Annotated in this window: 26 protein-coding genes; 15 read left to right on the top strand and 11 right to left on the bottom strand. The window is 65.5% G+C overall.

The features are described 5' to 3' along the window. Positions 1-20: 20 nt before the first annotated feature. Both recN and ligA read left to right on the top strand, forming a co-directional pair. Complete coding sequence (recN, locus tag AC3G7M_RS04735; protein WP_489214562.1) at positions 21-1,721, top strand: DNA repair protein RecN; 1,701 nt, start codon at positions 21-23, stop codon at positions 1,719-1,721. Then, positions 1,718-3,814, top strand: a complete 2,097-nt coding sequence (gene ligA, locus AC3G7M_RS04740) for an NAD-dependent DNA ligase LigA (RefSeq protein WP_489214563.1) — start codon at positions 1,718-1,720, stop codon at positions 3,812-3,814. The genes recN and ligA overlap by 4 nt, the downstream gene beginning before the upstream one ends. Here ligA and AC3G7M_RS04745 read toward each other — a convergent pair. From AC3G7M_RS04745 to AC3G7M_RS04755, 3 genes are all read right to left on the bottom strand, one after another. After that, entirely contained in the window at positions 3,811-4,539 is a 729-nt protein-coding gene (locus AC3G7M_RS04745; RefSeq protein WP_489214564.1) for a methyltransferase domain-containing protein, read from the bottom strand. The two genes, ligA and AC3G7M_RS04745, sit on opposite strands and share 4 nt — an antisense overlap. Before the next feature lie 74 nt (positions 4,540-4,613). After that, positions 4,614-5,975, bottom strand: a complete 1,362-nt coding sequence (locus AC3G7M_RS04750; protein ID WP_489214565.1) for a glutamate--cysteine ligase — start codon at positions 5,973-5,975, stop codon at positions 4,614-4,616. A gap of 35 nt (positions 5,976-6,010) precedes the next feature. After that, entirely contained in the window at positions 6,011-6,748 is a 738-nt protein-coding gene (locus tag AC3G7M_RS04755; protein WP_489214566.1) for a 16S rRNA (uracil(1498)-N(3))-methyltransferase, read from the bottom strand. Here AC3G7M_RS04755 and ubiA point away from each other — a divergent pair. Beyond that, positions 6,747-7,646: a 4-hydroxybenzoate octaprenyltransferase gene (gene ubiA / locus AC3G7M_RS04760; RefSeq protein ID WP_489214567.1), complete on the top strand. Its 900-nt coding sequence runs from the start codon at positions 6,747-6,749 to the stop codon at positions 7,644-7,646. The two genes, AC3G7M_RS04755 and ubiA, sit on opposite strands and share 2 nt — an antisense overlap. Next, a complete protein-coding gene (locus AC3G7M_RS04765) occupies positions 7,646-8,296 on the top strand; it encodes a class I SAM-dependent methyltransferase (protein WP_489214568.1) in 651 nt (216 codons plus the stop codon). The genes ubiA and AC3G7M_RS04765 overlap by 1 nt, the downstream gene beginning before the upstream one ends. A 27-nt stretch (positions 8,297-8,323) precedes the next feature. Here the strand turns inward: AC3G7M_RS04765 and AC3G7M_RS04770 are convergent, their stop codons facing one another. Then, positions 8,324-9,190 carry a universal stress protein gene (locus AC3G7M_RS04770; RefSeq protein ID WP_489214569.1) on the bottom strand — a complete coding sequence of 289 codons (867 nt, stop codon included), beginning with the start codon at positions 9,188-9,190 and terminating at the stop codon, positions 8,324-8,326. Between the two features lie 66 nt (positions 9,191-9,256). Next, positions 9,257-9,859 carry a pyridoxamine 5'-phosphate oxidase gene (pdxH, locus tag AC3G7M_RS04775; RefSeq protein ID WP_489214570.1) on the bottom strand — a complete coding sequence of 201 codons (603 nt, stop codon included), beginning with the start codon at positions 9,857-9,859 and terminating at the stop codon, positions 9,257-9,259. 226 nt (positions 9,860-10,085) lie between these two features. Here pdxH and fabI point away from each other — a divergent pair, with 226 nt between their 5' ends. The 4 genes from fabI (at position 10,086) to AC3G7M_RS04795 (ending at position 13,651) form a co-directional block, all read left to right on the top strand. Beyond that, on the top strand, positions 10,086-10,928 hold the full coding sequence (gene fabI, locus AC3G7M_RS04780) for an enoyl-ACP reductase FabI (protein ID WP_489214571.1): 843 nt from the start codon (positions 10,086-10,088) through the stop codon (positions 10,926-10,928). Between the two features lie 25 nt (positions 10,929-10,953). After that, entirely contained in the window at positions 10,954-12,039 is a 1,086-nt protein-coding gene (gene aroC, locus AC3G7M_RS04785) for a chorismate synthase (protein ID WP_489214572.1), read from the top strand. A 71-nt stretch (positions 12,040-12,110) separates the two neighbouring features. After that, entirely contained in the window at positions 12,111-13,370 is a 1,260-nt protein-coding gene (locus tag AC3G7M_RS04790; RefSeq protein WP_489214573.1) for a hypothetical protein, read from the top strand. Between the two features lie 119 nt (positions 13,371-13,489). Continuing rightward, a complete protein-coding gene (locus AC3G7M_RS04795) occupies positions 13,490-13,651 on the top strand; it encodes a peptide chain release factor 1 (RefSeq protein WP_489214574.1) in 162 nt (53 codons plus the stop codon). Here AC3G7M_RS04795 and AC3G7M_RS04800 read toward each other — a convergent pair. The 3 genes from AC3G7M_RS04800 to AC3G7M_RS04810 are packed head-to-tail and all read right to left on the bottom strand — an operon-like array spanning position 13,636 to position 16,118. After that, positions 13,636-14,382: a TlyA family RNA methyltransferase gene (locus tag AC3G7M_RS04800; protein WP_489215960.1), complete on the bottom strand. Its 747-nt coding sequence runs from the start codon at positions 14,380-14,382 to the stop codon at positions 13,636-13,638. The genes AC3G7M_RS04795 and AC3G7M_RS04800 overlap by 16 nt on opposite strands. Before the next feature lie 27 nt (positions 14,383-14,409). Next, complete coding sequence (locus tag AC3G7M_RS04805; RefSeq protein WP_489214575.1) at positions 14,410-15,543, bottom strand: D-alanine--D-alanine ligase; 1,134 nt, start codon at positions 15,541-15,543, stop codon at positions 14,410-14,412. Beyond that, positions 15,540-16,118 (bottom strand): DedA family protein, encoded by a 579-nt coding sequence (locus AC3G7M_RS04810; RefSeq protein ID WP_489214576.1) that lies wholly within the window; start codon positions 16,116-16,118, stop codon positions 15,540-15,542. Before AC3G7M_RS04810 ends, AC3G7M_RS04805 begins: the two co-directional genes overlap by 4 nt. Before the next feature lie 139 nt (positions 16,119-16,257). Here AC3G7M_RS04810 and AC3G7M_RS04815 point away from each other — a divergent pair, with 139 nt between their 5' ends. After that, positions 16,258-16,749 (top strand): disulfide bond formation protein B, encoded by a 492-nt coding sequence (locus tag AC3G7M_RS04815; RefSeq protein WP_489214577.1) that lies wholly within the window; start codon positions 16,258-16,260, stop codon positions 16,747-16,749. Between the two features lie 9 nt (positions 16,750-16,758). On the opposite strand, the gene AC3G7M_RS04820 is transcribed toward AC3G7M_RS04815, so the two are convergent. Further along, positions 16,759-17,481 carry an EAL domain-containing protein gene (locus AC3G7M_RS04820; RefSeq protein ID WP_489214578.1) on the bottom strand — a complete coding sequence of 241 codons (723 nt, stop codon included), beginning with the start codon at positions 17,479-17,481 and terminating at the stop codon, positions 16,759-16,761. A 418-nt stretch (positions 17,482-17,899) separates the two neighbouring features. On the opposite strand from AC3G7M_RS04820, the gene AC3G7M_RS04825 reads away from it, so the two are divergent. Together AC3G7M_RS04825 and AC3G7M_RS04830 are read left to right on the top strand one after the other, a co-directional pair. Continuing rightward, the gene (locus tag AC3G7M_RS04825) at positions 17,900-18,208 is read left to right on the top strand and encodes a DUF3253 domain-containing protein (RefSeq protein ID WP_489214579.1); all 309 of its coding nucleotides are present in this window, start codon (positions 17,900-17,902) and stop codon (positions 18,206-18,208) included. A gap of 35 nt (positions 18,209-18,243) precedes the next feature. Continuing rightward, positions 18,244-20,016, top strand: a complete 1,773-nt coding sequence (locus tag AC3G7M_RS04830) for an ABC transporter ATP-binding protein/permease (RefSeq protein WP_489214580.1) — start codon at positions 18,244-18,246, stop codon at positions 20,014-20,016. Positions 20,017-20,130: 114 nt separating this feature from the next. Here the strand turns inward: AC3G7M_RS04830 and AC3G7M_RS04835 are convergent, their stop codons facing one another. Continuing rightward, entirely contained in the window at positions 20,131-21,411 is a 1,281-nt protein-coding gene (locus tag AC3G7M_RS04835; protein WP_489214581.1) for a porin, read from the bottom strand. Between the two features lie 519 nt (positions 21,412-21,930). Then, entirely contained in the window at positions 21,931-23,532 is a 1,602-nt protein-coding gene (locus tag AC3G7M_RS04840) for a glycosyltransferase family 61 protein (protein ID WP_489214582.1), read from the bottom strand. Between the two features lie 436 nt (positions 23,533-23,968). On the opposite strand from AC3G7M_RS04840, the gene rpsL reads away from it, so the two are divergent. Genes rpsL through rpsJ form a run of 4 tightly spaced genes read left to right on the top strand, consistent with a single transcriptional unit; the run spans position 23,969 to position 26,428 of the window. Continuing rightward, on the top strand, positions 23,969-24,340 hold the full coding sequence (gene rpsL / locus AC3G7M_RS04845) for a 30S ribosomal protein S12 (RefSeq protein ID WP_011631258.1): 372 nt from the start codon (positions 23,969-23,971) through the stop codon (positions 24,338-24,340). Between the two features lie 13 nt (positions 24,341-24,353). After that, entirely contained in the window at positions 24,354-24,830 is a 477-nt protein-coding gene (gene rpsG, locus AC3G7M_RS04850) for a 30S ribosomal protein S7 (RefSeq protein WP_489214583.1), read from the top strand. Positions 24,831-24,882: 52 nt separating this feature from the next. Next, a complete protein-coding gene (gene tuf / locus AC3G7M_RS04855; protein WP_489214584.1) occupies positions 24,883-26,073 on the top strand; it encodes an elongation factor Tu in 1,191 nt (396 codons plus the stop codon). 46 nt (positions 26,074-26,119) lie between these two features. Next, positions 26,120-26,428 (top strand): 30S ribosomal protein S10, encoded by a 309-nt coding sequence (rpsJ, locus tag AC3G7M_RS04860; RefSeq protein ID WP_227307423.1) that lies wholly within the window; start codon positions 26,120-26,122, stop codon positions 26,426-26,428. Positions 26,429-26,445: the final 17 nt, after the last annotated feature.

Genomic DNA, 26,445 nt, shown 5'->3' on the forward strand with positions numbered 1-26,445 from the left:
CCTGTGGCTGGATAGGCGCCATGCTGAGTGCGCTTTCCATCCGCGATGTGGTGCTGATCGACCGTCTCGATCTCAGTTTCGGCCAGGGCCTGACGGTCCTGACCGGCGAGACCGGCGCCGGCAAATCCATCCTGCTCGACAGTCTGGGCCTGGCGCTGGGTGCTCGCGCCGATAGCGGTCTCGTCCGCTCCGGCCAGGATCAGGCGAGCGTCACCGCCTTCTTCACGCCCGAGCTGACCCACCCCGCTTTCGGCCTGCTGATGGAGCAGGGGCTGGAGGCGGAGGAGGAAATCGTCATTCGCCGCGTCGTCAATCGCGACGGCCGCTCCCGCGCTTTCGTCAATGATCAGCCCGTCAGCGCCGGGCTGCTGCGCCGCCTGGCCGCCCTCCTGGTTGAGGTGCAGGGCCAGCATGATCAGATCGGCCTGGCCGATCCCACCGCCCATGGTCCGCTGCTGGATACCTTCGGCGTCGATCATGCGGTCTCGGATGCTGTCGTCTCTACCTGGCGGCGCTGGCGCGACCGTCTGGCCGCGCTCGACAAGGCCCGTCAGGCGATGGCCGCCGCCCAGCGGGATGAGGAATGGCTGCGCCATGCCGTGGGCGAACTGACCGACCTCCGGGCCGAGCCGGGCGAGGAGGAGGCGCTGGCCCAGGCCCGCCATGCCATGCAGCAGGCGGCCCGCCGGGCCGAGGCGATCACGGCCGCACTCTCCGAAATCGCGCCGCGCGAACGCCGCAATCCCGGTCCGGGTGCCGCTTTGCGTGCCGCCGCGCGCAGCCTGCAGCGCCTGCTGCCCAGCAGCCTCTCGGCCGAGGCCGAACAGGACAATCCGCTGACCCCGGCGCTCGCGGCTATCGACCGCGCCGAGGAAGCGCTCGCCGAGGCCGAAACCCTGCTCTCCCGCCTGTCGCAGGAGGTGGAGGACGATCCGCGTGAGCTGGAACGGGCGGAGGAGCGTCTGTTTGCGCTGCGCGCCGCCGCGCGCAAGCATAGCGTCACCGTCGCAGACCTGCCTGCGCTACGGGACCGGCTGGCCGACCGCCTGGCGGCCCTCGATACCGGCTCGGCCCAGCTAACCGAGCTGGAAGCGGCGGCGGCCGCCGATCGCCTGGCCTTCATCGCGGCGGCCAAGCATCTCACGGTCGCGCGCCTGAAGGCCGCAAAGGCATTGCAGGCGGCCATCATGGCCGAGCTGCCGCCGCTGCGGCTGGATAAGACGCGCTTTGTCGTGGACATCACCGAACTCGCGGAATCCGCATGGTCCGCCCGCGGGGTGGAGCAGGTTCAGTTCCTCATTGCGACCAATCCCGGCCAGATTCCGGGGGCGATCGACCGCATCGCTTCGGGCGGCGAGCTGTCGCGCCTCATGCTGGCGCTGAAACTGGTGCTGAGCCGTGGCTCGCCGGTCGGGACGCTGATTTTCGACGAGGTCGATTCGGGCATCGGTGGCGCGACGGCGGCGGCCGTGGGGGAACGGCTGGCCCGCCTCGCCCAGGATATTCAGCTGCTGACGGTCACCCACAGCCCGCAGGTGGCCGCGCGCGGCAATGCGCATCTGCGTGTCGCCAAGGCGGTCGATGGTGGTCGCAGCGCCACCCGCGTCGAACCGCTGACCGGTGAGGCGCGGCGCGAGGAAGTGGCCCGCATGCTGGCGGGCGAAGAAGTGACGGAGGCCGCGCGGGCGGCGGCCGATAGCCTATTGGGGAACGCGGCATGAGCCGGAAACCGAAAACGGCCGGGACCGTGGATGCAGCGCTGAAGGCGGAACTCGCTGATCTCGTTGCCCGAATTGCGGCGGCCGATATCGCCTATCATCAGAACGACGCACCCGAGGTGACGGACGCCGACTATGACGGCTGGCGCCGCCGCCATAATGAGATTTTGGCGGCCCATCCCGCGCTCGGCGAGGTTGCTTCGCCCGTTGACAAGGTGGGCGCGGCGCCGGCCGCGGGTTTCCGCAAATGGCCGCACGGCATTCCGATGCTCTCGCTCGACAATGCGTTCGGAGCGGAGGATTTCGTCGAGTTTGAGGCCCGTATCCGCCGCTTTCTGGGTCTCAAGGACGAGGCGGGTCTGCGCTTTGTCGCGGAACCCAAGCTCGACGGGCTTTCGCTGTCCATCACCTACGAGAACGGTGCCTTGGTTGCCGCCGCTACGCGTGGTGATGGATTCGAGGGGGAGCTGGTGACGGAGAATATCCGCACGCTCAAAACCGTGCCGCAAAATCTGCACGGACCGGCGCCCGCGAAGATGGAAATCCGCGGCGAGGTCTTGATGACGAAAGCCGATTTCCTGGCGCTGAACGCGGCGCAGGAAGGGGCAGGCGACAAGATCTTCGCCAATCCGCGCAATGCCGCGGCCGGCAGTCTGCGCCAGCTCGATGCGCGCATCACCGCGTCCCGTCCGCTCAGCTTCTTCGCCTATGCGGCCGGTGAGGCGAGCGAGGAAATTGCCGATAGTCACTGGCATTTTCTGGAACGGCTGGAGGAATGGGGTTTCCAGGTCAACCCGCTGCGCCGCGTCGTGCATGGCGGCACAGAGGCAGAAGCGTTCCAAAGCGAGATCGGTCTTGGCCGGGCCGAACTGCCCTATGATATCGATGGTGTCGTCTACAAGCTGGACGATGTCACCCTGCAGCGGCGCCTGGGTTTTGTCGGCCGTGCGCCGCGCTGGGCGATCGCCTGGAAATTTCCGGCCGAGCAGGCCGTCACCATCCTGCGCCAGATCAATATCCAGGTCGGCCGCACCGGCGCGCTGACGCCCGTCGCCGAACTCGATCCCGTCAATGTCGGCGGCGTGCTCGTCAGCCGGGCCACGCTGCATAATGAGGATGAGATCGCGCGCAAGGATATCCGCGTCGGTGACACGGTGATGCTGCAACGCGCGGGCGATGTGATTCCGCAAATTCTGGGCAGCCTGGCGGAAAAGCGGCCGGAGGGCGCAGAAGCCTGGATGCCGCCGGAGACCTGTCCGGTCTGCGGGTCGCTCGCGCTGCGGCCGCCCGGTGAGGTCGTGCGCCGCTGCACAGGAGGCCTGGTCTGCCCGGCCCAGCAGGTGGAGCGGCTGATCCATTTCGTCTCCCGCGGGGCTTTCGACATCGAAGGCCTCGGCGACAAGACGGTTGCCGAGTTTTTTGCCGATGGTCTTCTCAAGACTCCGGTCGATATCTTCACCCTGGCCGAGCACGAGCCGGCCATCGCCCAGCGCGAAGGCTGGGGGGAACTGTCGGCCCGCAACCTCATCCGCGCGATTGAGGCGCGGCGGACGATCCCGCTGGCGCGCTTCATCTACGCTTTGGGCATCCGCCGCATCGGCGAGACGAACGCCAAGCTGCTCGCGCGCCACTATGGCAGTTTTGCCCATTGGCGCGAACAGATGCTGGCCGCCCGCATGGTCGGCTCGGATGAGAGGCTGGCGCTGGGTAGCATCATCGGCATCGGCCCGGCGGTCGCCGAGGAACTGGTCGAGTTCTTCGCCGAGGAACGCAATATCGCGGTGCTGGATGCGCTGGCTGATGTCCTGACGATTGAGGACGCGGCGCAGGCCGGGCCCGATAGTCCGCTCGCCGGCAAGACCATCGTCTTCACCGGCGGCATGGAGAGCATGACCCGGCCGGAGGCCAAGGCGCGGGCCGAGGCGCTGGGCGCGCGCGTGACGGACAGTGTCTCCAAAAACACCGATTTCGTGGTGGCCGGGGCGGATGCCGGCTCGAAGGCAAAGAAGGCCGCGGCCCTTGGCCTGACCGTGCTGGACGAGGCCGGCTGGCGCGCTCTCGCAGGGCTGCCGCCGGTGGCGCAGGCCGAAGCCTAACCCGGCGGCACTGCGCCCGGGGTCGACCAGGCCGTCATCATGCCCAGCTTCAGCGTCACGCGCAGACGGCCTTCCGGCGTCACCGGCATGCGCATCAGCGCGGAAGGGAACAAGGCGGCCGGTGCGGGCCTGTGGCTGCGCTCGCGGATGGCATTGCGCTCCCCGGCCGCCTGCAGATCCCGCAGCAAGGCGAGCGGATTGGCATAGAGCAGCTCGATCTCATCCTGATCGGCGACGGGCGATGAAAAGCCCGCGCGCTGCAGCAGCCCGGCGCAATCCCGCAATTCGGGGAAGGGTGAGATGCGGGGGCTGACACCGCCACTCAGCTCCGCCTCAGCCTCGGTCAAAGCACGGCGCAGCTCATCCAGCGTGCCCAGCAGCGGCAGGCTGGCCAGCAGCAGCCCGTCAGGCCGCATCGCCCGGCGGATCTGAATCAGCGCGCCCGGCAGATCATTCACCCAATGCAGCGAGAGATTGGCGACGACCAGATCGAAACTGCCCGGTCCGAAGGGCAGCAGTTCCTCGTCGCCTGCCAGATAAGGCGCGCCGCTCACCGCAGCCATCTCGGCTGACAGGTCCATGGCGATGGTGGGAATGCCCAGGGCGCGGAGGCGCGGCGCGATGACGCCGCGGCCACCGATATCGAGCGCCGCGGTAAAATGCCGTGTGGTTTCCGTCACCCGGTCCAGCAGCCGGTCGGCGACATCTTCCAGAACAGGCGCCACGTCCGCCACCGTGCGCGCGGCGCGGGCGCGATGGCGACGGACCGCCGCGCGATCGAAGATGTTGGAACTGTCGCTCAGATCGCGGCCTCGTTGAAAATGGGCCGCACGTCGCCACCCCAGGCGCCGTTAAACCGCGCGAGCCAATGCTCGGCTTGGGTGGGGCCGCCGGCCGCGATGTCGCGCAGCGGTTCCAGATAGATCCGCTCGTCCTCGCCTGCCGCATTGGTCAGGCCACGGGACGCGAGACCGCCTTCGGCGATGGCGACCAGGGGTTTGACAAGATCGCGCAGGCGGCCCTGGCGCCAGGGCGCGTCCAGCCCCTGTGTCGGCACGGCGGCCCGCGTCACCATGAGGTCGGCGGCAGACAGGCCGCGCACCAGATCTTCCGACGCTGTCAGCGCCGCATCATCATACAGCAGCCCAACCCAGAAGGCCGAGAAGGCGGTCATCATGGCGGGAGAACCCGCATCCGCGCCGCGCATTTCCAGAAACCGCTTGAGACGGACATCGGTGAACAGCGTGGTCAGATGGTCGGCGAAGTCGCCCATGGTCGGGCGCTGGCCTTCCAGACCCGGCAGGCGGCCGGCCATGAAATCCCGGAAGGAGGCGCCGGCCGTATCGATGTAATGGCCGTCGCGATAGACGAAATACATCGGCACATCGAGGGCGAAATCGGCGAAGCGCTCAAAGCCGAACCCATCCTCGAACACCACCGCCGGAATGCCGGAGCGGGCATTGTCGGTATCGGTCCAGACCAGCGCGCGGTTGGACAGCGCGCCGTTCGGGCGGCCCTCATAGAAGGGCGAATTGGCGAAAAGCGCGGTCCCGAAGGATTGCAGGGCCAGGCTGACGCGCAGCTTGCGCACCATATCGGCTTCGCTGCCGAAATCGAGATTGACCTGCACCGTGCAGGTGCGGGTCATCATATCCAGCCCGCGCGTGCCGACCAGCGGCATATAGCGGCGCATGATGGCGTAGCGGCCCTTCGGCATCCAGGGCATGGCGTCGCGGGTCGCCAGCGGATGGAAGCCGAGCGGCGCGAAACCCAGGCCGAGCGGCCCGGCGACGGCGCGGACTTCCGCCAGATGGGCGTCAAGCTCGGCCTGCGTCTCATGCAGCGTGCGGCACAGGCCGCCCGACAGCTCGAACTGGCCGGCGGGCTCCAGAGAGACCGAGGCGCCGTCCCGCGTCAGCCCGATGGGCTGGCCCTGGTCCAGAATCGGGGACCAGCCGTCGGCGCCGATGCCTTCCAGCATGGCGCGGATACCGCCGGGCTCATAAGGCGGCGGAGAGAAATCGTCGCGGCGGAAGCCGAATTTCTCATGCTCCGTGCCGATGCGAAACTTCTCCGCCGGCTTGCAGCCTGCATCGAAATAGCTGGCAAGCTGGCTGAGGCCATCGATAGGGGTGAGGTCGCCCTCGCCGGGGTTAGACATCGGCTGTTCCGCTCAAGCGTCGTTGTTCCAGAAAGCTATGGGCGCTGCAGCAAGGCGAGACCCACGATGGCCGCGGTCTCTGCCCGCAGAATGCGGGGGCCGAGCGACGCAGCCACAAGAAAGGGAAGCCGACGCATGGCGTCAAGCTCCCGGGGATGAAAGCCGCCTTCCGGCCCGATCAGAAGGGCGGACGCAGAGCCTGTCTGCGGCGGCGGCGGTGCCGTTTCTGCCCGCTCGATAGCGGCGAATAACGGCCGCGCATTGGGCCATTGCCGCAGCACGGCGTCAAGCGCCTGGGGGGCATGGATCACGGGCACCGTCAGCCGCTCGCATTGCTCGGCGGCTTCGGTCGCGATCGCCCGCAGCCGCTCAGGATTGGGCCGGCTGGGCTGGCTGCGCTGGGTGATGACAGGCAGGATGGCGCTGGCGCCAAGTTCGGTCGCTTTCTCTACCGCCCATTCCATCGCCTCGCGCTTGATGATGGACAGCAGCAGCCACAGATCGGGTTCCGGCGCCTGGGGCCGCAGCAGCGTCAGCACTTCCAGCCGCGCGCCGCGCTTGGCCGTCTCGCGGATGACGGCCCGCCAATCGCCGTCGCGGCCGTTGAACAGCCGCACCGAATCCCCGGCTGTCCGGCGCATGACAGCGCTGAGGTAGCGCGATTGGCCTTCGTCCAATAGGACAGAGACGCCCGCCGCCAGATCGGCCGGGACGTAAAGACGAATGGACCCGGCATCGGCCGGGGCATCGGATGGGACGGATGGATCTGTCATGACGGCGCATACAGATATCGAGCGTGACGGCTGGGTCGGCAAGCTGCCTGACGGCCTCGTCCCCTATGTCATCCTGGCAAGGCTGGACCGGCCGATCGGCGCCTGGCTGCTGTTCCTGCCGGGTCTGTGGAGCATTCTGCTGCCGCGCGCCCCCTGGGGCCAGACCATCCGCCTGATCATTCTCTTCGGCCTCGGCTCTGTCGTCATGCGCAGCGCCGGCTGCGTGGTGAACGACATGTGGGACCGCAAGATCGATCGCATGGTGGAACGCACGGCCGGGCGGCCGCTCGCCTCGGGCGCGCTCTCGATGCGGCAGGCGGCGGCCTTCCTGCTGCTGCTGCTGGCCATCGGCCTTGCCATTCTGCTCAGCCTCAACCATGCGGCGCAGCTCCTGGGGGCTTCCTCGCTGATTCTGGTGGCGCTTTACCCCGCCGCCAAGCGTGTCACCTGGTGGCCGCAGGCCATGCTCGGCATCACCTTCGGCTTCGGCGCGCCGCTGGGCTATGTCGCCGCCACCGGCCATTTCGATGGCGCGGCCCTCGCCCTCTATGCCGGCGTCTTCTTTTGGATTCTGGGCTATGACACGATCTATGCCCATCAGGACCGGGAGGATGACGCGCTGGTCGGCGTCCGCTCCACCGCCCGGCTTTTCGCGGCAACCTCGGTGCCGTTCCTAGCTGTCTGCTACGGGCTGACGGTGGTGCTGCTGGTCGCAGCGGGTCTCATGGCGCATCTGTCGCTGTGGTTTCTGCTCGTGCTCATCCTGCCGGCCTGGCTGCTGGCGCGGCAGGTGACGGGGCTCGACGTCAATAATCCCCGGCTGTGCCTCGCTCTGTTCAAGAGCAACAAATGGGTTGGTCTGACCGTGGCTCTGGCCTTTATCCTGGGGCGGATCTGATGCCGGTCGCGGATGCGGAAGCCTTCCTGCGCCAGCATACCGCGCTGTCGGCGGCCACCATCGTGCCGGAAATCCCGCTCTATCTCGCGACCGAAATCACGCCCATCTGGCAGGCGACCGAGGCCTGGCTGCATGAGACCGGAATCGAGCCGCCCTTCTGGGCCTTTGCCTGGCCGGGCAGTCAGGCGCTGGCCCGCGTCATCCTGGATCGGCCCGCCCTTGTCGCCGGCCGGCGCGTGCTGGATTTCGCTTCCGGCTGCGGCCTGGCCGCCATCGCCTGCGCCCGTGCGGGCGCGGCCTCCGTCGAGGCGGCTGAGATCGATCCGCTGGCGATTGCCGCGACCCGCATCAATGCTGCCGCAAACGGTGTCAGCGTAATGGCGGAAACGCGTGACGTGGTAGGCGACGCCTGCCGTTGGGACCTCATCCTGTGTGGTGACGTCTGTTACGAGGCGCCGATGACCGGTCATATCCTGCCCTGGCTGCGCGCCATGGTGGCAGCGGGCGCTGAGGTCTGGATCGCCGATCCCGGCCGGGCCTATCTGCCGCGCGAGGGCATGGAGGTGATCGAGCGGATGATGGTGCCGACCACCCTGGAACTTGAGGATACGCGGGAGCGGCCGGTGACGATCTTCAGGCTGGAAGCCTGACCGCGCCGCGGGCCGCGGCCGGACGGATCAGCGGCTCATCAGCACGGGCAGATCGGCATGTTCCAGAACATGCCGGGTCACGCCGCCCAGGATGAGCTGGCGCAGGCGGGAATGGGAATAGGCACCCATGGTCAGCAGATCGGCGCCGAATTCGCGGGCCGCGGCCAGCAGGCCGGCACCCACCGATTTGTCGATGGCCCGGAAGGTCGCGACCTCGGCCGAGACGTCATGCAGGGCCAGATAGGCGGCAAGATCGGCCGCACCCGGTCCCCGGCGCTGATAATCCTCCGAGGTCAGGATGCGCACGCTCTGCGCTTTCTGCATCCAGGGCAGGCCAGCCTGCACGGCGCCCGAGGATTCGGCGGTGCCGTTCCAGCCGACGCAAATGCGCTGTCCCAGCGTCCGTGGCGCCACTGCCGGCGCCAGCAGCACCGGCCGGCCGGAGTCGAACAGCACCGCATGCAGCGCGTCGGAGGAGGAAACGTCCTGCCCGGCTTCTGGGTGCGGAATGACGGTGAGGTCCGCGAGACGCGCCTGCTGGGCGATGATCTCTTCCTCGCGCCCGGCGACGGAGACGAAATTGGCGGTGGCCATGCCGGCATGGGGCCGCGGCTCGCCGATCATGACGCCATGGGCGCGGACGGCCTGCTCGAACAGCACGCGCACGTCATGGGCGCGCACCGCGCTCTCTTTCTCGGTCGCGACCATCATGTCTTCGATCATGGCGCCGGACAGGCCTTCGCCGGCGAGCGGCGCCACATCACGCGCATCGACACGGACATGCAGGACCGTCAGATGAGCCTGCCAGATCTGCGCGGCGTCGAGCGCCGCATCCAGGGCGGCTTTCCCCGCCGCAGTTTCATTGAGAAGCAGGATAATCTTGCGCAGCGGCATGAGGATCAGTCCGTTTCCGTCTCGGTGTCTCTATTGTCGTATCGTGGCGCCGAAGGAAAGTCGCGCTCAGGGAAAAAGGCGGCTCGGCTCCCAGGAACCGGTCTCACCCGTGCGGGTGAGGACAAGCCGATCATGCAGACGATACGGCATTTCGCGCCAGAATTCGAATCGCTCGGGTACCAGCCGGAAGCCGGACCAATGGGGCGGTCGCGGCACGTCATTGTCAGGGAAGCGGGCCTCGGCCGCTTTCAGCCGCTCTTCCAGAACGGAGCGGTCGGCCAGCGGGCGGGACTGGTCTGACGCCCAGGCGCCGATTTTGGACAGGCGCGGGCGGGAGGCGAAATAGGCGTCCGCCTCGACCGGCTCGACCTTCTCGACGCGGCCATGCACCCGCACCTGACGCTGCAGGCTCTTCCAGTGAAAATTGAGGCAGGCACGCGGATTTTCGTCCAGTTCCTGCGCCTTGCGGCTTTCGTAATTGGTATAGAAGACGAGCCCGCGCTCATCATGGCTTTTGAGCAGCACGATGCGGGCGTCGGGCTGGCCGTCCTGCCCGGCCGTTGCCAGCGTCATGGCATTGGCATCGGCGATTTCGGTCCGCCTGGCTTCCGTCAGCCAATCGGTCAGCAGGCGGAAGGGATCATTCTCCGGCAATGGCGCGACTGTCATGATACGGCGCTGTCCTTAATTTTTGCTCCCCCATTCTGGCCTTGCCGGCCGGCTTGGCCAAGCGAGCCAGGGTGATGGCACCACAGCGTGCAGAGCAGCGTCCCCTTGTCGGTTCCCCCCCGGCTGTGTCAGGAGGCGGGGTCGCGCCCCGGTCATTGCACTCAGGCTTTGTCCGGGGCCTTATCCTGGCCGTTCGTCGCTGTCCTAGTCCTGAATGAGGTTCCGCATGTCTCAACAAGCCTCGGTCACCCAGCCGCCCAAAGGCACGCTCATGGCCGGTAAGCGCGGCGTGGTGATGGGTGTGGCCAATGACCGCTCCATCGCCTGGGGCATCGCCGCCGCCTGCGCGGCACAGGGGGCGGAAATCGCCTTCACCTATCAGGGCGAAGCGCTCGAGAAGCGCGTCCGTCCGCTGGCCGAGAGCATCGGCGCCGATATCGTGCTGCCCTGCGACGTCGCCGACGAGGCCAGCATCGATGCCGCCTTCGCCGAAGTCGAAAAGCGCTGGGGCAAGATCGACTTCCTGGTCCATGCGATCGGCTGGGCGGACAAGGCCTATCTGCGCGGGCGCTATCTGGATACGCCGCGCACCGCCTTCCTGCAGGCGATGGATATTTCCTGTTACAGCTTCGTTGCCGTGTCGCAGCGAGCGGCGGCCATCATGTCGGACGGTGGGTCGCTGCTGACGCTCACCTATCTGGGCGCCGAGCGCGTCATGCCTCACTATAACGTGATGGGTGTGGCCAAGGCGGCTTTGGAAGCCTCAGTTCGCTATCTGGCGGCTGATCTCGGCGAGCGGAATATCCGCGTCAACGCCATCAGCGCGGGCCCGATCAAGACTTTGGCCGCCAGCGGCATCGGCGATTTCCGCTATATCCTGAAATGGAACGAGCTGAATGCGCCGCTCGCCCGCAATGTCACGACCGAAGATGTCGGCGGCTCGGGCCTTTATCTTCTGTCCAGTCTCAGCGCCGGCGTGACGGGTGAGGTGCATCACGTCGATTGCGGCTATCATGTCGTCGGCATGAAGAATCCGGCGGCCCCCGATATCGCCACCATCCTCACCTGAACCAGTCTCCGGGCGGAATTCGCGCGTGTCTCACAACAGTTTCGGTCATCTCTTCCGTGTGACGACCTGGGGCGAAAGCCATGGTCCCGCGATCGGATGCGTGATCGACGGCTGCCCGCCCGGCCTGGCCCTGACCGAGGCCGATATCCAGCCCTATCTGGACCGGCGCCGCCCCGGCCAGTCCAGCTTCACGACGCAGCGGCAGGAGCCTGACCAGGTCCGCATCCTGTCGGGCGTGTTCGAGGGTGTGACGACGGGCACGCCGATCGGGCTGATGATAGACAATGTCGATCAGCGCTCGAAGGATTACAGCAATATCGCCCGCAGCTTTCGGCCAGGGCATGCCGACGTCACCTATCATCTGAAATACGGACTTCGCGACTATCGCGGGGGTGGCCGCTCCTCGGCGCGGGAAACCGCGATGCGGGTCGCGGCCGGCGCGGTTGCGCGGAAGGTGCTCGGTGCGGGCGTCGTCATTCGTGGTGCGATGGTGCAGATGGGCGCCCATCGAATCGAGCCTGCACGCTGGAACTGGGATGTGGTCGAGCAGAACGCCTTCTTCTGCCCGGACGCGCAGACCGCCATCGCCTGGGAAGAGACATTATTGCAGATTCGCAAGGAAGGATCGTCTATTGGCGCGGTCTGCGAGATCGTCGCCGAAGGGGTGCCGGCCGGCTTCGGCGCGCCGATCTACGGCAAGCTCGATGCCGATCTCGCATCGGCGATGATGAGCATCAATGCCGTCAAGGGCGTCGAAATCGGTGACGGTTTTGCCGCCGCTGCTTTGCGCGGCGAAGACAATGCCGATGAGATGCGCATGAATGCCGATGGCAGCATCGCTTTCCTGTCCAATCATGCGGGTGGCATTCTGGGCGGCATTTCCTCCGGCCAGCCGGTGGTCGTGCGCTTTGCGGTGAAGCCGACAAGCTCGATTCTGGCACCGCGCCGCTCGGTCGATGAAGCGGGCGCAGAGACCGAGGTCTCCACCCGCGGGCGCCATGACCCTTGCGTCGGCATTCGCGCCGTGCCGGTGGGAGAGGCGATGATGGCCTGCGTATTGGCCGATCACCTGCTGCGCGACCGTGCGCAAAACGGCCACCATCGGACCTAAAGTTTCGATCTCACAACTCTGTGTTTCCTGGGTTCATTGAGGCTTGCGACGGCATCGCGTATCGCTGCCGCATGACCCAAACCCTTTCGCCCGAGAGCCTCAAGCTAGCGACCCAGGACTTTCCGGTCGCGGCCCTGCCGGTGATCGACCAGTTCATTCTGTTTGCAGGGCCAGACCTCTGGGCCGCGCGGATTGCCGATATTGCGGCGCGCGCCGCGGCCGCGAACCGGGTGGGCGGCATGCTCAAGCAGCGCCATGCGTTTGAACTGGCGATCGAGCGCATGCGCGGCCGGGACAGTGCCTTGGCCGGTATGGCGGCGGGTCCTGCACCGTCGGTCGCTGAGCAGCGCCTGCACGCGATCCTCGCGAGCCTCGTGGAGTCGGCGCGTGGGTTCACTGTGGGCGGGCGGGCGCGCCTGCAATCCCGTCTGCAGGCAGCGCTGCAGGATGACGGAAGGCTGGCCGATATCCTTCATCTCTTTCGCACCGCGTCGCTGCAGCAGGCGCGCGGTTTCACCGTGACCTATGACGGGCTGGAAGAGGAGGCGCAGTATGATCTGCTGCTCCGCCGCGACGGCGCCGAGGTTGAATGCATTTGCGAAACGATGTCGGCTGAGGCCGGGCGTGACGTGCATCGTTTTGCATGGGCCGAACTCTGCGACCGCGTCGAAGGCCAGATGAAGCCTTGGCTCGCCGCGCGTCCGGGCCGCTATCTGCTCAAAATGACGCTGGCTGGCGGCCTGCAGGACAAGGACAGCGCCATGCAGGCGCAGCTGCATGAGCGGATTTTCGCCATGCTGCAGTCGGGTGCCCGGCTGGATCAGGACCAGACGGCCGTATTGCGGGTCGAGCCGCTGGTGCTCTCCGGCAATAGCGCGTCGGTCGAAAACCTGATGGGCCGCTTGCGGCAGGAATTCGGACCTGAGGCGCATCTCTCCGTTTCGGCCTGTGCCGAGGGTATCTGGGCCATGGCGGCCCGCGCCGGCCGGCGCAATCAGGTGGCCGGTTTGCTGCGCAGCGTTCTGGGCCGCATCGCGCCTGAGCGGGTGTCGGGCGCGCGCCCGGCCATCCTGTCCATTTTCGTCGAGGATATCGACCGGCCGGAATGGCGTGGCCTGATGGACAGTCTGGAACTGGAAGGGGCCGCCCGCCACTTCCTGACGGCCGACGAGGCTGCGCATGTGGTGGCGGTGACCTGCTACAGCCGGATGGAAATGTTCGGCCTGGCCGGCCCGGATGCCGCCGCGGAAGGGGAGCTGCGCTTCCGCAACCCCGCCCATCCGGCCGCGAAGATCGGCGCGCTGGCGCCGGCCATCCTGTCCTCGATCTGAACCGCCGGACTACACGCAATCGTTGACCGTCCAATTCTGGACTTGGCGGCATATTTTCCCATCTGTCACCTTGCGGTGAAGGTCATCTGGCCTTCAGGCTTGGAGGCGGATAGATGGGGATGATGCAGCGGTCGACCGGCTGGAAACTCGCAGAGCTGGACCGGATCTTGAACGATCCGACCGCGACCCTGGAACCGCATCGCGTCTGGTCCCTGCTCGATGACATTTCGTCCTGCAGCTTCGCGGACGACGGGGCCGAGGCCGATCAGCCTGCGGGCTGAAAGCGCGCGCCGATGAGGTATTCGTGGTTGCCCTCGGGGCCGGTGATCGGGCTTTCGACGATTCCATCCACTGTCCATCCCGGCAGGGCTTTCCACCAGGTCTCGATTTCGGCGCAGTAACGCGCCCGCACGGCGGGATCGGTGATCACGCCCTTCGGGCCGATCTCGGCACGCTGCGCCTCAAACTGTGGCTTGATCAGTGCGATCGCCCAGGCGCCCGGTGCGCAAAGAGCCAGCGGTGCCGGCAGCACGGACCGCAAGCCGATGAAGCTTGCGTCGCAGACCAGCGCACCGACCGGGCCGGGCACCTGATCGGCGGTCAGCAGGCGGGCATTGGTCTTTTCCATCACGACGACGCGGCTGTCGCTGCGCAGCTTCCAGGCAAGCTGCCCGTGCCCGACGTCGACGGCATGGACGCGCACGGCACCCTGGCTCAGCAGCACATCGGTAAAACCACCGGTAGAGGCGCCGATGTCGATCGCCTGTCGTCCTGCCGCCGCGTAGCCGAAATGGGCAAGGCCGTGGGCGAGCTTCAGCCCGCCGCGGGAGACCCAAGGATGATCCTGGCCCTTCAGGCTGAGTGTGCCGCTTTCAGGGATCAGATCGCCGGCCTTCTCGATGCGGCGAGTGTCGAGATAGGCCTGTCCCGCCATGATCACCGCCTGGGCGCGGGTCAGGCTGTCCACCAGGCCGCGATCGACAAGCAGCCGGTCCGCCCGCAGGCGCCGGATTTTGGCAGGCGCGGTCATATCGGGTGATCAGTCGTTGGCGGGGTAGGAAGCCAGCAGCCGCTTCTGGGTCCGCCACATGCGCAGCAGGGTGAAGAAACCGGTCGGCTTGTGACCGGCGGCGCGGTTGGCCGCCGCGATCTCGAAGGCCGAGCGGTAGTGGAAGAACTGGGCGGAATAGGCCTCGCGCAGCGTCGTCTGCGGGTCCCAGATATGGGTCGCTTCAGAGCCGACCCCGTTGATTTCGATGATGCGGAAGCCGTCGCCTGCGCGCAGGCCGGCGGCGTCCTCATAGCGGATATCGAAGCGGCCGAAATGAAAGTTCGGGATCGAGCGGGCGATGGCGTCGATCCGCTCGGTCAGTTCGCGGGAGATCAGCTTGGCGCCATTCTTGAAGGTGGAGCCTTTGCAATGGTTGCCGACGAAGACCAGCTTTACCCGCTCGCCCGGCGCCGGAACTTCGTGCAGGCGGGAGGCGAGGCGCGGCAGATAGAGATGCGGCACCTGGGCGCAGCGCGGGTCCGCCATGATCAGATCCCGCAGATTGGACTGGCCATCGCCGGTGACGACGGGAGAGGATTTGAGGGTGAGGGAGGTGATGGTGCCGGTCGCCTCATCCGGGCGGCGGATATAGAAGACCCCGGCTTCGCCTTCATGCGGAATAAGGGCCTGCAGCATGAAGCGGGTCAAACGCGGGAAGGCGGCGAGATAACGGGCGAGGTCGGCGCGATTGTCGACCAGACAGACGCCCGTGCCGTTACAGCCGATATCGGGCTTTACGACGACGGGATAGGTCAGGTTCTCCACCCGCATCGCGGCCTCGGCGATGCCCAGATCGTCGGACTCGGCATAGGCGCCGGTCGTGCAGACCGTGTAGGGCGCAATCCAGTCGCGTGACGGCCCGCTGATCTGATCAAGGATCGACTGTTTCGATTCCCCGCAGAGGCCGCCGGCTTCGATGGTGGGATTGGCGGCGGTCGCCAGGATCGGATTGCCGTAGCGGATGCCAAGGCCGATCCATTGCAGCACGACCGGCGTATAGGCAATCCAACCCGGCCAGAATTCAAAGAAAGACGTAATGCGTTCGGAACGCGCGGCCGAGGCTTGAGCTGAGGACCGGCGCAGCCGGGCCAGAGGCGTCGAAGCTAGCTGAATATCGCTCACGTCGTCTCTTTTCCTCTCAACTGCCGGGCGACCAGACGGCTGGCGACCAGGAGCACTACGCACAGCACTGCAACGCCGGCCCAGTGCCAGGCGCCCAGATAAGCCAGAATGTAATGCCCGAGCTTCATAGAGATGCTGAAGAGCAGGCTGGTCCAGACCAGAGTCGCGACGATCGCCGTCATCGTGAAGATGAGGAAGGACGCGCCCAGAAAGCCACATGTTGTATAAGTGGGGAGACGTAGCCCAGGCAAGAAGCGGCTGATAAGGATAACTTTCGCAAGACGGCTATTCAGCCAATCTCTTCCTATATCGCGTCTGCGCGGTGGAATAAATCGCTCCATCCACGGAATGATGGCGGCGAGCCGCCCCAGGCCATACAGCCCCATATCGCCAAGAACGATGCCGATATAGAGCGAGCCGAGACCGAGTTCGAGCGGGATGGAGCCGGCCTGAACCTGGATGGCGGTCACCACCGTTGCCGCATCTTCAAGGATGAAGGTCGCGCCAATGACCGACAGCGCCTGCAGGATGGGATGCCGCAGCGCTGCCGTCACGAAAACGAGGATGGCTGTCATGAATGCAGAGCTGAGGAATGGTTCATCATGAATGCCGGCAGCGTATCGCCCGAAAGCATCCCAAAACCAAGCGGATTATGAAAGGGCGCTCTCCCGGCCGCGGAGTTGGCAGCTGATGATTGCCGTTTCATAAGACGGCATGACCCTTTCTCAGGACCGCGCGATCGCCTGCACCATCCTGCTGCTGGGCGCTTTGCCGCTGGCGGTCGCCTATGGCGCGCAATACGGTTTGGGCATGGCGCCCTGCGATCTCTGTTACTGGGAACGCTGGCCTTATCGCCTCGCCATCGTGATCGGGCTGCTGGGCCTTATCCTGCCGCCGCCGGCGCGACGGGCGGTGCTGTGGCTGGGTGCGCTCGCCTTTCTCGCCGATGTCGGCGTGGCGGGCCTGCATGTCGGCGTCGAGCAGAAGTTCTGGCCCAGTCCCCTGCCCGCATGCAGTGCGGCCAATATCTTCAAGGGCAATCTCAGTACGCTGATGGCCAATCTGCCGGCGACGCCGGCCAAGCCCTGCGACGCGCCCAACTTTCTGATCCCCGGCCTGCCTCTGTCCTTCACCGCGATGGATTGTCTCTACGCGCTGCTCTGCGTCGTGATCGTGGTTATCTGCCTCACCCGCCGACGCAGCTGACGCCAGACGTTACCGCTGCAGGTAGAAACGCATGTCCTGCGGCGGCAAAGGCGGGCTGAAGACCGTGCCCTGACCCTCATCCATGCCGAGGTGCTCCAGCGTCATGCGCTGGCTGTCGAGATCGACGCCATCCGCGCAGACCGAGAGCCCGATCGCATGGGAGGTCTCCACCACGGCGCGGGTCACGGCCAGGGCGTCGGGATCTGTCGGCAGGCCACGCAGCATCAGCCGGTCGAATTTGAGGGCCGTCAGCGGCAGGTCCCGCAACGCGACCAGGCTGGCAAAGGCATGGCCGAACTCATCCAGCAGCAGATTGACGCCGATGTCGCGCAAGCCGGCGAAGGCCGAGGCCGCGTCGTCGTCGAGCGCAAACGCCAGCTGCTCGGGGATCGCGAGTTCCAGGCGTTCCGGCGGCAGTCCGCTTTCCTCCAGGGCCGCGCAGACCTGAAGGCATAGGTCTTCGCTGCTGAGATGCGGCCCGAGAAGCTTGACGGACAGACGGATGTCGGGACGTTGCCAGGTGACCGCTTCGGCGCAGGCGGTTTGCAGTACCAGACCACTCAGACTGCGCAGCAGGCTGCGATCGGCGCCCGAGGGCAGAGCCAGCCCGCCGCTGATGGCGGCGCCGACGCGCCGGATCGGCCAGCGCAAAATGGCTTCGACCGCGAAAAGCTCGCCCGTGCGAATGCCGTGGCGCGGTTGGAAATCAAGAACGGGGGCGTCGCGTGTCACGGCTTTCCTCAGTTCGGCTTGCGCGCGCCGATCTGGAGTCCCCGCAGACGCCGCTTGGCTTGCTGGAGATTGAGGATGCAGCCCCGTCTTCCTGGTTACGAGCGATCAAAGCCGACGGAGGTTAGGCGCAATGTCTTACCGCGCCGTGAACGGCGCCAGTTTTCTGGGGGAATTGGCCGTCGTTTCAAAGCGGTATCGAGTATCGGCGCTGGAATGCCGGTTGCCGGGCGATGGTCCACCGGCGGGAGGTGCGGCTGCCGCAACGCGGCCGGTCCCACAGCCGGCCGCACAGGCCAGTCGCCGCAGAGCGGCCACGGGCGGCCTTCTCTAACGTAAAAGACATCTGCCAGCCCGTGACTGTCTAAGGCGCGCGTGGTTAGGTCCGCCTTTGCACGCAGACGGGGACCTTTTCGCAGTCATGAATGAGTTGAACGGTCAGGCCGAGACGGCGGACGCTGCCGCACAGGCCGGCGCAGAAAAGGCGGTCAACAGCTACGAGGCCGCCATCATGCTGATGGTAGGAAAGGCCGAAGACGGCAAATCCATCACGCCGACGGATGTCGCGATGTCGCTGTCCGAAGAATGGCGCCCGGTCCTGAAGCATATCCGCGCGGCCGCCCGCCGCCTGGCAGACCAGGGCCGCATCGAGATCCTGCGCCATGGCAAGCCCATCGACCCGGCTACGATGAAGGGTGTTATCCGGCTCCGGCTCAAACAGAGCCCGTGATCCGCCCGCGTCCCGACAGCCGATAGGATCAAAAAATGCGCCAGACGATGCGCCGCGTGGGTCCCGTGCTGCGGGATGCCTGGTATCTGTCCGCCCCCTATTTCCGCTCCGAGGAAAAGTGGAGCGCCATTCTTCTGCTGCTCTCGACCATCGCCCTGAATCTGTCGCTGGTCGGCATGACGGTGGTCCTGAACTTCTGGAACGGGGCGTTTTTCGACGCCATCCAGTCGCGCGACTGGCAGTCCTTCACCCAGCTGATCTTCCTTTACAAAAAGACGCCGCACGGTTTTCTGCCAGGTTTTTGCAGCATCGCGGTGGTCTATATCCTGGTCGCGGTCTATGCGACCTATCTCAGCCAATGGCTGCAGATCCGCTGGCGCCGCTGGCTGACCTCGCGCTATCTCGACGACTGGATCGGCGACCGCACCTATTACCGGATGAGCCTGACCTCCAAGCTGGACGTCGACGGCACCGATAACCCCGATCAGCGGATCAGCGAAGATATCGGCAATTTCGTCACCAGCACGCTCAGTCTCGGCCTGGACCTGATGTCGAATGTGGTCACGCTGTTCAGCTTCCTCGGCATTCTGTGGGTGCTTTCGGGGTCCATCACCATCCTCGGCGTCACCATCCACGGCTATATGGTCTGGGTCGCACTGATCTATGCCGTCGTCGGCAGCCTGTTCACCCATCTGGTCGGACGTCCCCTGGTGCGGCTCACCTTCAATCAGCAGAAGGTCGAAGCCGATTTCCGCTTCGCGCTGATGCGTCTGCGCGAGAATACCGAAGGGGTCGCGCTGTATAATGGCGAGGTCGAAGAGCGCGGCGAGCTGGCGCACCGCTTCCGTTTCGTCGTCGGCAATTGGTGGGCGATCATGCGCCGGACCAAAAGCCTGAATATGCTGACGACGGCCTATGGCCAGATTGCCAATATCTTTCCCATCGTGGTGGCCGCACCGCGCTATTTCTCGGGCCTGATCGCCCTCGGCGTCCTCACCCGGATCAGCGACGCCTTCGGCCAGGTGCAATCCGCACTCTCCTGGCTGGTGTCGAACTACTCCAATATCGCGTCCTGGAGTGCGACCGTCGAACGTCTGGGCACCTTCCGCCGGTCGATCGAGGAGGCCCATGTGAAACTGCCGGATGGCGCGGTGCGGCAGCAGGATGGCCCGGATCTGGTGCTGGAGGATGTCAGCCTGTGCCTGCCGAACGGCCAGCCTCTGCTGGAACATGCGACCTTCCGGGCAGTTCCCGGTCAGTCCATCATCATCACCGGGGCTTCCGGCTCGGGCAAATCGACCTTGTTCCGGGAACTCGCGGGGATTTGGCCCTATGCCAAGGGCCGCATCACCCTGCCGGCGGCGCGCAGCCTGTTCCTGCCGCAGCGGCCCTATATGCCGCTCGGCACCTTGCGGCGGATCGCGACCTATCCGCTCGATCCGGCATCGGTGGCCGATGACGTGCTGGCCGAGGTCATGACGGCCTGCGGCCTCGCGCATCTCCTGCCCGAACTTGAAGAGAAGCGCGGCTGGGCGCAGGTGCTGTCCGGGGGCGAGCAGCAGCGGCTGGCTGTCGTGCGGGCGCTGCTGGTCAAACCCGACTGGCTCTTTTTGGACGAGGCGACGGCCAATCTCGACCCTGAAGCCGAGACGGCTCTCTACGCCCTGCTGCGGCAGCGTCTGCCCAGCACGACGCTGATCTCGATCGCGCATCGCGAGTCGGTGGCGAAGCTGCATGACCGCCATATCGTGATCGCGAAGGGCCGGGTCGCCCAGGATTCCGCAGCCCTCGTCGCGCCGGCCGAATAGGCCGGCCGCGGCTCTAGACGAAAAAAGCCGGACCACGCTGCTGCGTGATCCGGCTTTTTTGTCTGCCAGTGTCGAAGGGGCGGCGATGCCGTCCCTTCGACCGCTTTCAGGTCATTACCACTGGATCTGGGTGCCGACGCCGAAGAGCTGAGCCTGGGTGTTGTTATGCTCGGTACCGGCATTGCCGGTCTGGAAGTCGTAGCCGCCCTGCTGGCGCGTGCCATAGAGGTAATCGGCGAAGAGATTGACGCCGGGCACCAGGGTATAGGTGGCACCAACGGCGACACCGGTATTCTGCTGCTGGCCGGTGGTCAGGCCCGCGGAGGTGATGGTGGCGCCCGAGCCGGAGTCGATGCCGCCGGGCAGGTCACCGGTCTGGGTGAAGTGGTAGTAGCTGGCACCGAACACGACCGGACCCAGGGCATATTGCGCGCCGCCGAGGAAGCCGATCGCCTTGCTGCCGCCATCGGGCTCCAGCTGGAAGGTGAAGCCGTCGGCCATGTTGAAGGCGCCGGTCACCGCATTGCCGCCGAAGGTCAGGCCGCCAATGGTGGCCGTCGCGCCGCCGGTGAAGATGCTCATGTTCTTGTAGCCGGTGACGCCTTCGGCATCGCCGGTATTCGCGACCTGGCCGGCCGTGGTGTAGTCGGCGCCGACCTGCAGGCCGAACGGGCCGAAGGTCTGGGTGTACTGGCCACCGACATCGATCAGGTTACGCGCCTCGCCGCCGGCGATCGGCGTGGCCGAGGAGGTCAAGGCCGGGCTGTAGTTCTCAGCCGTCTGATTGGGCGTGAAGCCCACGGCGAACTGGAAGCCGGAGATCGTCGGGGACAGATAGACGATCTTGTCGGTCGCCTGATTATAGGACGAGCCGCTGTCCGGGAACGGATAGACGGGGTTCGCGGCCGAAGGGACCATGCCTTCGATATCGCCATTCCAGCCGCCGTCGTTGAAGCCTTCAAAGAAGCCGGTTTCAAAGAGCACCGCGGGGCCGTTCTGCTGGCCGAAGCTGACCTGGCCGAGCTGCGGCAGGCCGAGATAGCCGTAAGCCTGGAAGACATAGAGGGTTTCGCTGCTGGCCGAGCTGCCGCTGTTCATGCGGATTTCGGCGGCGGCACCATAATGCAGGCCGTTCGCGGCGACGCCGTCGAAGCCCGGATAGAGACGCATATAGCCGAGGAAGCTGTCGGTTGAGGTCTTCTGACCGGTCGAGCTGGTGCTATCGAGCGATGATGACTCAATGCCGGCATACCAGTTGACTCGTCCATTCAGACGAACCGTGACCTGGCCGGGGGAAAGATTGGTCGCCGCCGTCTGGGCATGAGCCCCATCGAGGCCCGCATAGCCAATCATACCGGTGAGCGTTGCCGCACAGCCTAACAGCAATTTCCGCATTTTTATCTCCTAATCAGCTTACTTTCGTTTCCGCCCGCTGAAAGTCAGCAGCTCACGAAACGCTCAACGAAGCTAATAGCTCGATTAGCCCCGGAGCGACTTAACTGCAACACAAAGAGCATAGATATATCCAGGCATGTTGCGAAGTTGTCACACATTTTGAAGTCTTGTTATGAATGATATGATGGCGATGCACGTTAGATCGCGCAGATGTGGTTTGCTTTCACCAAAAGGCATTATTATTGGTTGTGTGATCAGAATATAAGCTTGTATCGGTTCTTTTAAGCAACGATAGGGAAATCCCGGTCGGCCTGTCGCGGTGGCGTGATCCGTCCGTTCTCTTTGATCGGCATTCCGCAGCATGGCCAGCGGCGCATGCGCGCCCGAGCCGGCGCGGGGATCGGCCGTGGCGGGCGCGCATGCGGATACAGTGAGGGGGGGCACGCATGCTGTCGGCAGCACGCAGCGCGGCGCGTACCGCCGCCCCCCCCCCGTCCCGCGTTCCGTCAGGCTTGGCCGCTACAGCGCCGCGAGATAGGCGAGATCCGCCTCCGGCAGCGTGAAGCCCGCGTCCCAGGGCATCTCGGCGATCGGGGCCGCGATCGCGTCCTGGCCCCGCACCTCTTCATAGGAGAGCCCGCCATGCTGGGCGAGGAACCAGAAGAAGGTGTCGGGAAAGCTTTGCGAGGTCAGGGCCACGACGCGCGTTCCGGGGCTGCAGAAGGCGATATTGCTCAGCGCTGCGCCAAGAGCACCCACCACCAGTGACGCCCCCTTAAAAAGGGCGATCTGCGCCGTGAGCGGCATCGTGCCGGGATCGACCACCACGAAGCCGTGCTCCCGCAGGGTCGCCTCGATCGACTCTTCGTTCAGCAGCGGGCGCTTGGTGGCCCGGCGGCGGACGAACAGCCTTTCCGGCGGGGCTGCGGGAACGGCTGCGGCCATGCTCCGCAGCGCCTCAAGGCAGAGGGGGGACTGATAGATGCCGTGCTCCGTCAATCCGTCGACCATCACCAGCGCTTCGCAGCGAATCGGCGGCCCGTTCAGCACCGCTGGCGCGGCCTCCACGCCGACGGCGCGCAGCGCTTCCTGAAACAGGGAAGCGAGCGGCGTCGCCTGCAGGATATAGGTCGGCTGCCGCCAGGCCAGCACCTTGCCCGCCAGCCAGGCGCGGCTCAGCGCCTCGACCAGCAGGTGACCATAATTGGCAGGCGCCAGCGTCCGGCAGAAGACGCTGAGGCCGGATATGTGCCGCGCCGCACCTGGACCGCTGTCCCCGGCGCGGCGGGCCGCCTCGGCCGCGACGCGGGCCGTGGCGATCTCCGCCGTGGTCGGCCTCTGATCGGCCGTCGGCACATGGTGGAGGTCGCGGTCGAAGACCAGGCCGGGCGACACGATCGTCGCATCCTCGATTTCCCGCAGCGTCACAGTCCGGCCGGGGAAGACCCTGCGCCGGAAGGAGACATTCATGGCGTCCCAGGGCTCGGCCGGGATCAGCGCGCCGTTGCGAATCGCGGGCGGCGTCGTGGCGAAGGCCGGCGACAGCAGGCAAAGGCGCAGGTAGGGGGTGTCAGGCCCGCCCAGCGGCACCCAGGGCAGCGGCTGGGCCGTGTCGAGGTCGTTCAGGACGATCAGCGGGGTTGGGGGCCGCTGGGTGATGCGCAGGCGGAGCGCAGCCACGTAAGCGCCCTGCGGCGCGCGCGCGAATTCGGTTTCGGCGATGTCATCCATCCGGCTGCCGTCGGTGAAGGCGACATCATAGCGGCAGTCGAAGAAGGACGCGGTCTCGGCGCTCAGACGGAAGCGGATGCCCATTGCCGCCAGGCCGTAGCTGCGGCTGCCGCAAGGCTGACCGGCCGGAGTCCAGGGCGTCATCAGGCCGGAGCTATAGAGCATCTGGTATTCTGGCGCGGGGTTGAGGTGCGGCGGGCCCGCGGCGGCCGGCGCGAGCAGCAGCGCTTCGATGGCATGGGGGCTGCCGGGCTCGCCCAGCCAGGCGCCATCGACGCCGGTTACATCGCCCAGCATGCTGATATGGGCCAACATATTGGGAAGACGCGGCGGGGTGCTGGCACCGGCATCGGCGGCGGGGGTGTCCGCGGCAGCATCTGAGGGGGCCATATGCTCCACTCCTTAATCTTACGGTGACGGGCAAGGCGGCGCAGTTCCGTGTATTGCCAATAACCTAAGGTCTTGGCGATAGGGGCAGAGCGGCGGCGCTCGATGGGAGATGGCCGTGGCCCTCCCGGGGTGGTGCGGTACCGATGCATATCACCTCCCCGGAAGGCGGGGGCAATTGCGCACTTGAATGCCCGTTGCGTGCTTGACTCAAAGGACCCCGGCCCGTAGGTATCGCGCCCTCGGCCGGACCCCAGACTGAGTGTTTGGGTTCAAGCCACCATTCGAATTACCGCTGCTGCGGAGCCGCCAGGACCCTAGGTTCGGGCTCAGACCGTGGCAAGGACACTGACCGCGTGCAAGGAGGATGCCTTGCCTTGCGGGCTTTTGTGCGAATGGGGGTTGGCCCTGTGGGATGTGAAGATCGGAAACGAGGTCTATGCCGACGATCAACCAGTTGATTGCTAAGGGGCGCGAACCCAACAAGGCGCGCAATAAGGTGCCGGCTCTGCAGGGATGCCCTCAGAAGCGCGGTGTCTGCACGCGTGTCTATACCACCACGCCGAAGAAGCCGAACTCGGCGCTTCGTAAGGTGGCGAAGGTGCGCCTCACGAACGGCTACGAAGTTGTGAGCTATATTCCGGGTGAAGGTCATAACCTTCAGGAGCACAGCGTCGTCCTGATCCGCGGCGGCCGCGTGAAGGATCTTCCCGGTGTTCGCTATCACATCCTGCGTGGCGTGCTCGACACTCAGGGTATCGCCAAGCGTCGTCAGCGCCGGTCGCTGTATGGCGCGAAGCGTCCGAAGTAAGAGGGTCTAGTTCATGAGTCGTCGTCACCGCGCGGTTAAGCGCGAAATTCTCCCGGACGCGAAGTTCGGCGACGTCGTCATCACGCGTTTCATGAACGTGCTGATGTATGACGGCAAGAAGTCCACCGCGGAAAGCATCGTCTATGGTGCTCTGGATACGTTGAAGCGTCGTGGCGGCAATGGCGCCGATCCCGTGCGCATGTTCCACGAGGCGCTGGACAATGTGAAGCCCACCGTCGAGGTGCGGTCGCGTCGCGTTGGCGGTGCCACCTATCAGGTGCCCGTCGAAGTCCGCAGCGAGCGTCGCCAGGCTCTGGCGATCCGCTGGATCATCGACTCCGCCCGCAAGCGCGGCGAGCACACTCTTGAAGACCGTCTGTCCAACGAGCTGTTGGATGCGGTCAACAATCGCGGCGCCGCCGTGAAGAAGCGTGAAGATACCCATCGTATGGCCGAAGCCAATAAGGCTTTCAGCCACTATCGCTGGTAACATTAGTTCAGCCTGACACGTCGGTAGCAAGTCGGCTCACGGAGAGAAGACGATGGCTAAGGCCAAATTTGAGCGTAACAAGCCTCACTGCAACATCGGCACCATTGGTCACGTTGACCATGGGAAGACCTCGCTAACGGCGGCCATCACGAAAGTGCTGGCAAAGTCCGGTGGCGCGACCTTCACCGCCTACGACCAGATCGACAAGGCGCCGGAAGAGCGCGCCCGTGGCATCACGATCTCGACCGCGCATGTCGAGTACGAGACCAAGGCGCGTCACTACGCGCATGTCGATTGCCCTGGCCATGCTGACTACGTGAAGAACATGATCACGGGTGCTGCCCAGATGGACGGCGCGATCCTGGTCGTGTCCGCTGCCGACGGCCCGATGCCGCAGACGCGTGAGCACATTCTGCTCGCCCGCCAGGTTGGCGTGCCGGCGCTGGTGGTGTTCATGAACAAGGTCGACATGGTCGACGATCCCGAGCTGCTGGAGCTTGTGGAGATGGAAGTTCGTGAACTTCTCTCGTCCTACCAGTTCCCGGGCGACGACATCCCCATCACCCAGGGTTCCGCTCTGGCCGCTCTCGAGGACAAGACCCCCGAAATCGGCGAGCAGGCCATCCTGAAGCTGATGGAGACGGTCGACAGCTACATCCCGCAGCCGGAACGCCCGCGTAACCTGCCGTTCCTGATGCCGATTGAAGACGTGTTCTCGATCTCTGGCCGTGGCACCGTCGTCACCGGCCGTATCGAGCGCGGCATCCTGAAGGTTGGCGACGATGTCGAAATCGTCGGCATCAAGAACACCGTGAAGACCATCTGCACGGGCGTTGAGATGTTCCGCAAGCTGCTCGATCAGGGCGAGGCCGGCGACAACATCGGCGCGCTGCTGCGTGGCACGAAGCGTGAAGACGTCGAGCGCGGCCAGGTTCTGGCAGCTCCCGGCTCCATCACGCCGCACACCAAGTTCAAGGCCGAAGCCTATATTCTGACGAAGGAAGAGGGTGGCCGTCACACGCCGTTCTTCACCAACTACCGCCCGCAGTTCTACTTCCGCACCACGGACGTGACCGGCGTCGTCTCCCTGCCCGAGGGCACGGAAATGGTGATGCCCGGCGACAACGTGTCGATGGATGTTGAGCTGATTGCGCCGATCGCCATGGATGACGGTCTGCGTTTCGCGATCCGCGAAGGTGGCCGCACCGTCGGCGCCGGCGTGGTTGCGAGTGTGACCGCGTAAGACCGCGCTAGGAAGAGATTGAAGCCGCGAAACTGGAAGCCTGACGATGGACAATCAAAACATCCGCATTCGCCTGAAGGCGTATGATCACCGCGTGCTCGATGCGAGCACCAAGGAGATCGTGAACACGGCGAAGCGTACAGGTGCCCGGGTTCGCGGCCCGATCCCGTTGCCCACGCACATTGAACGGTTCACTGTGAACCGTTCCCCCCATGTTGATAAGAAGAGCCGCGAGCAGTTCGAGATTCGGACCCATCGTCGCCTTCTCGATATCGTTGAGCCGACACCGCAGACGGTGGATGCGCTCATGAAGCTCGACCTTGCGTCGGGCGTCGATGTCGAGATCAAGATCTGAGCCTGGAAAGACCGCCT

The sequence above is a fragment of the Acidisoma sibiricum genome (assembly GCF_057837225.1).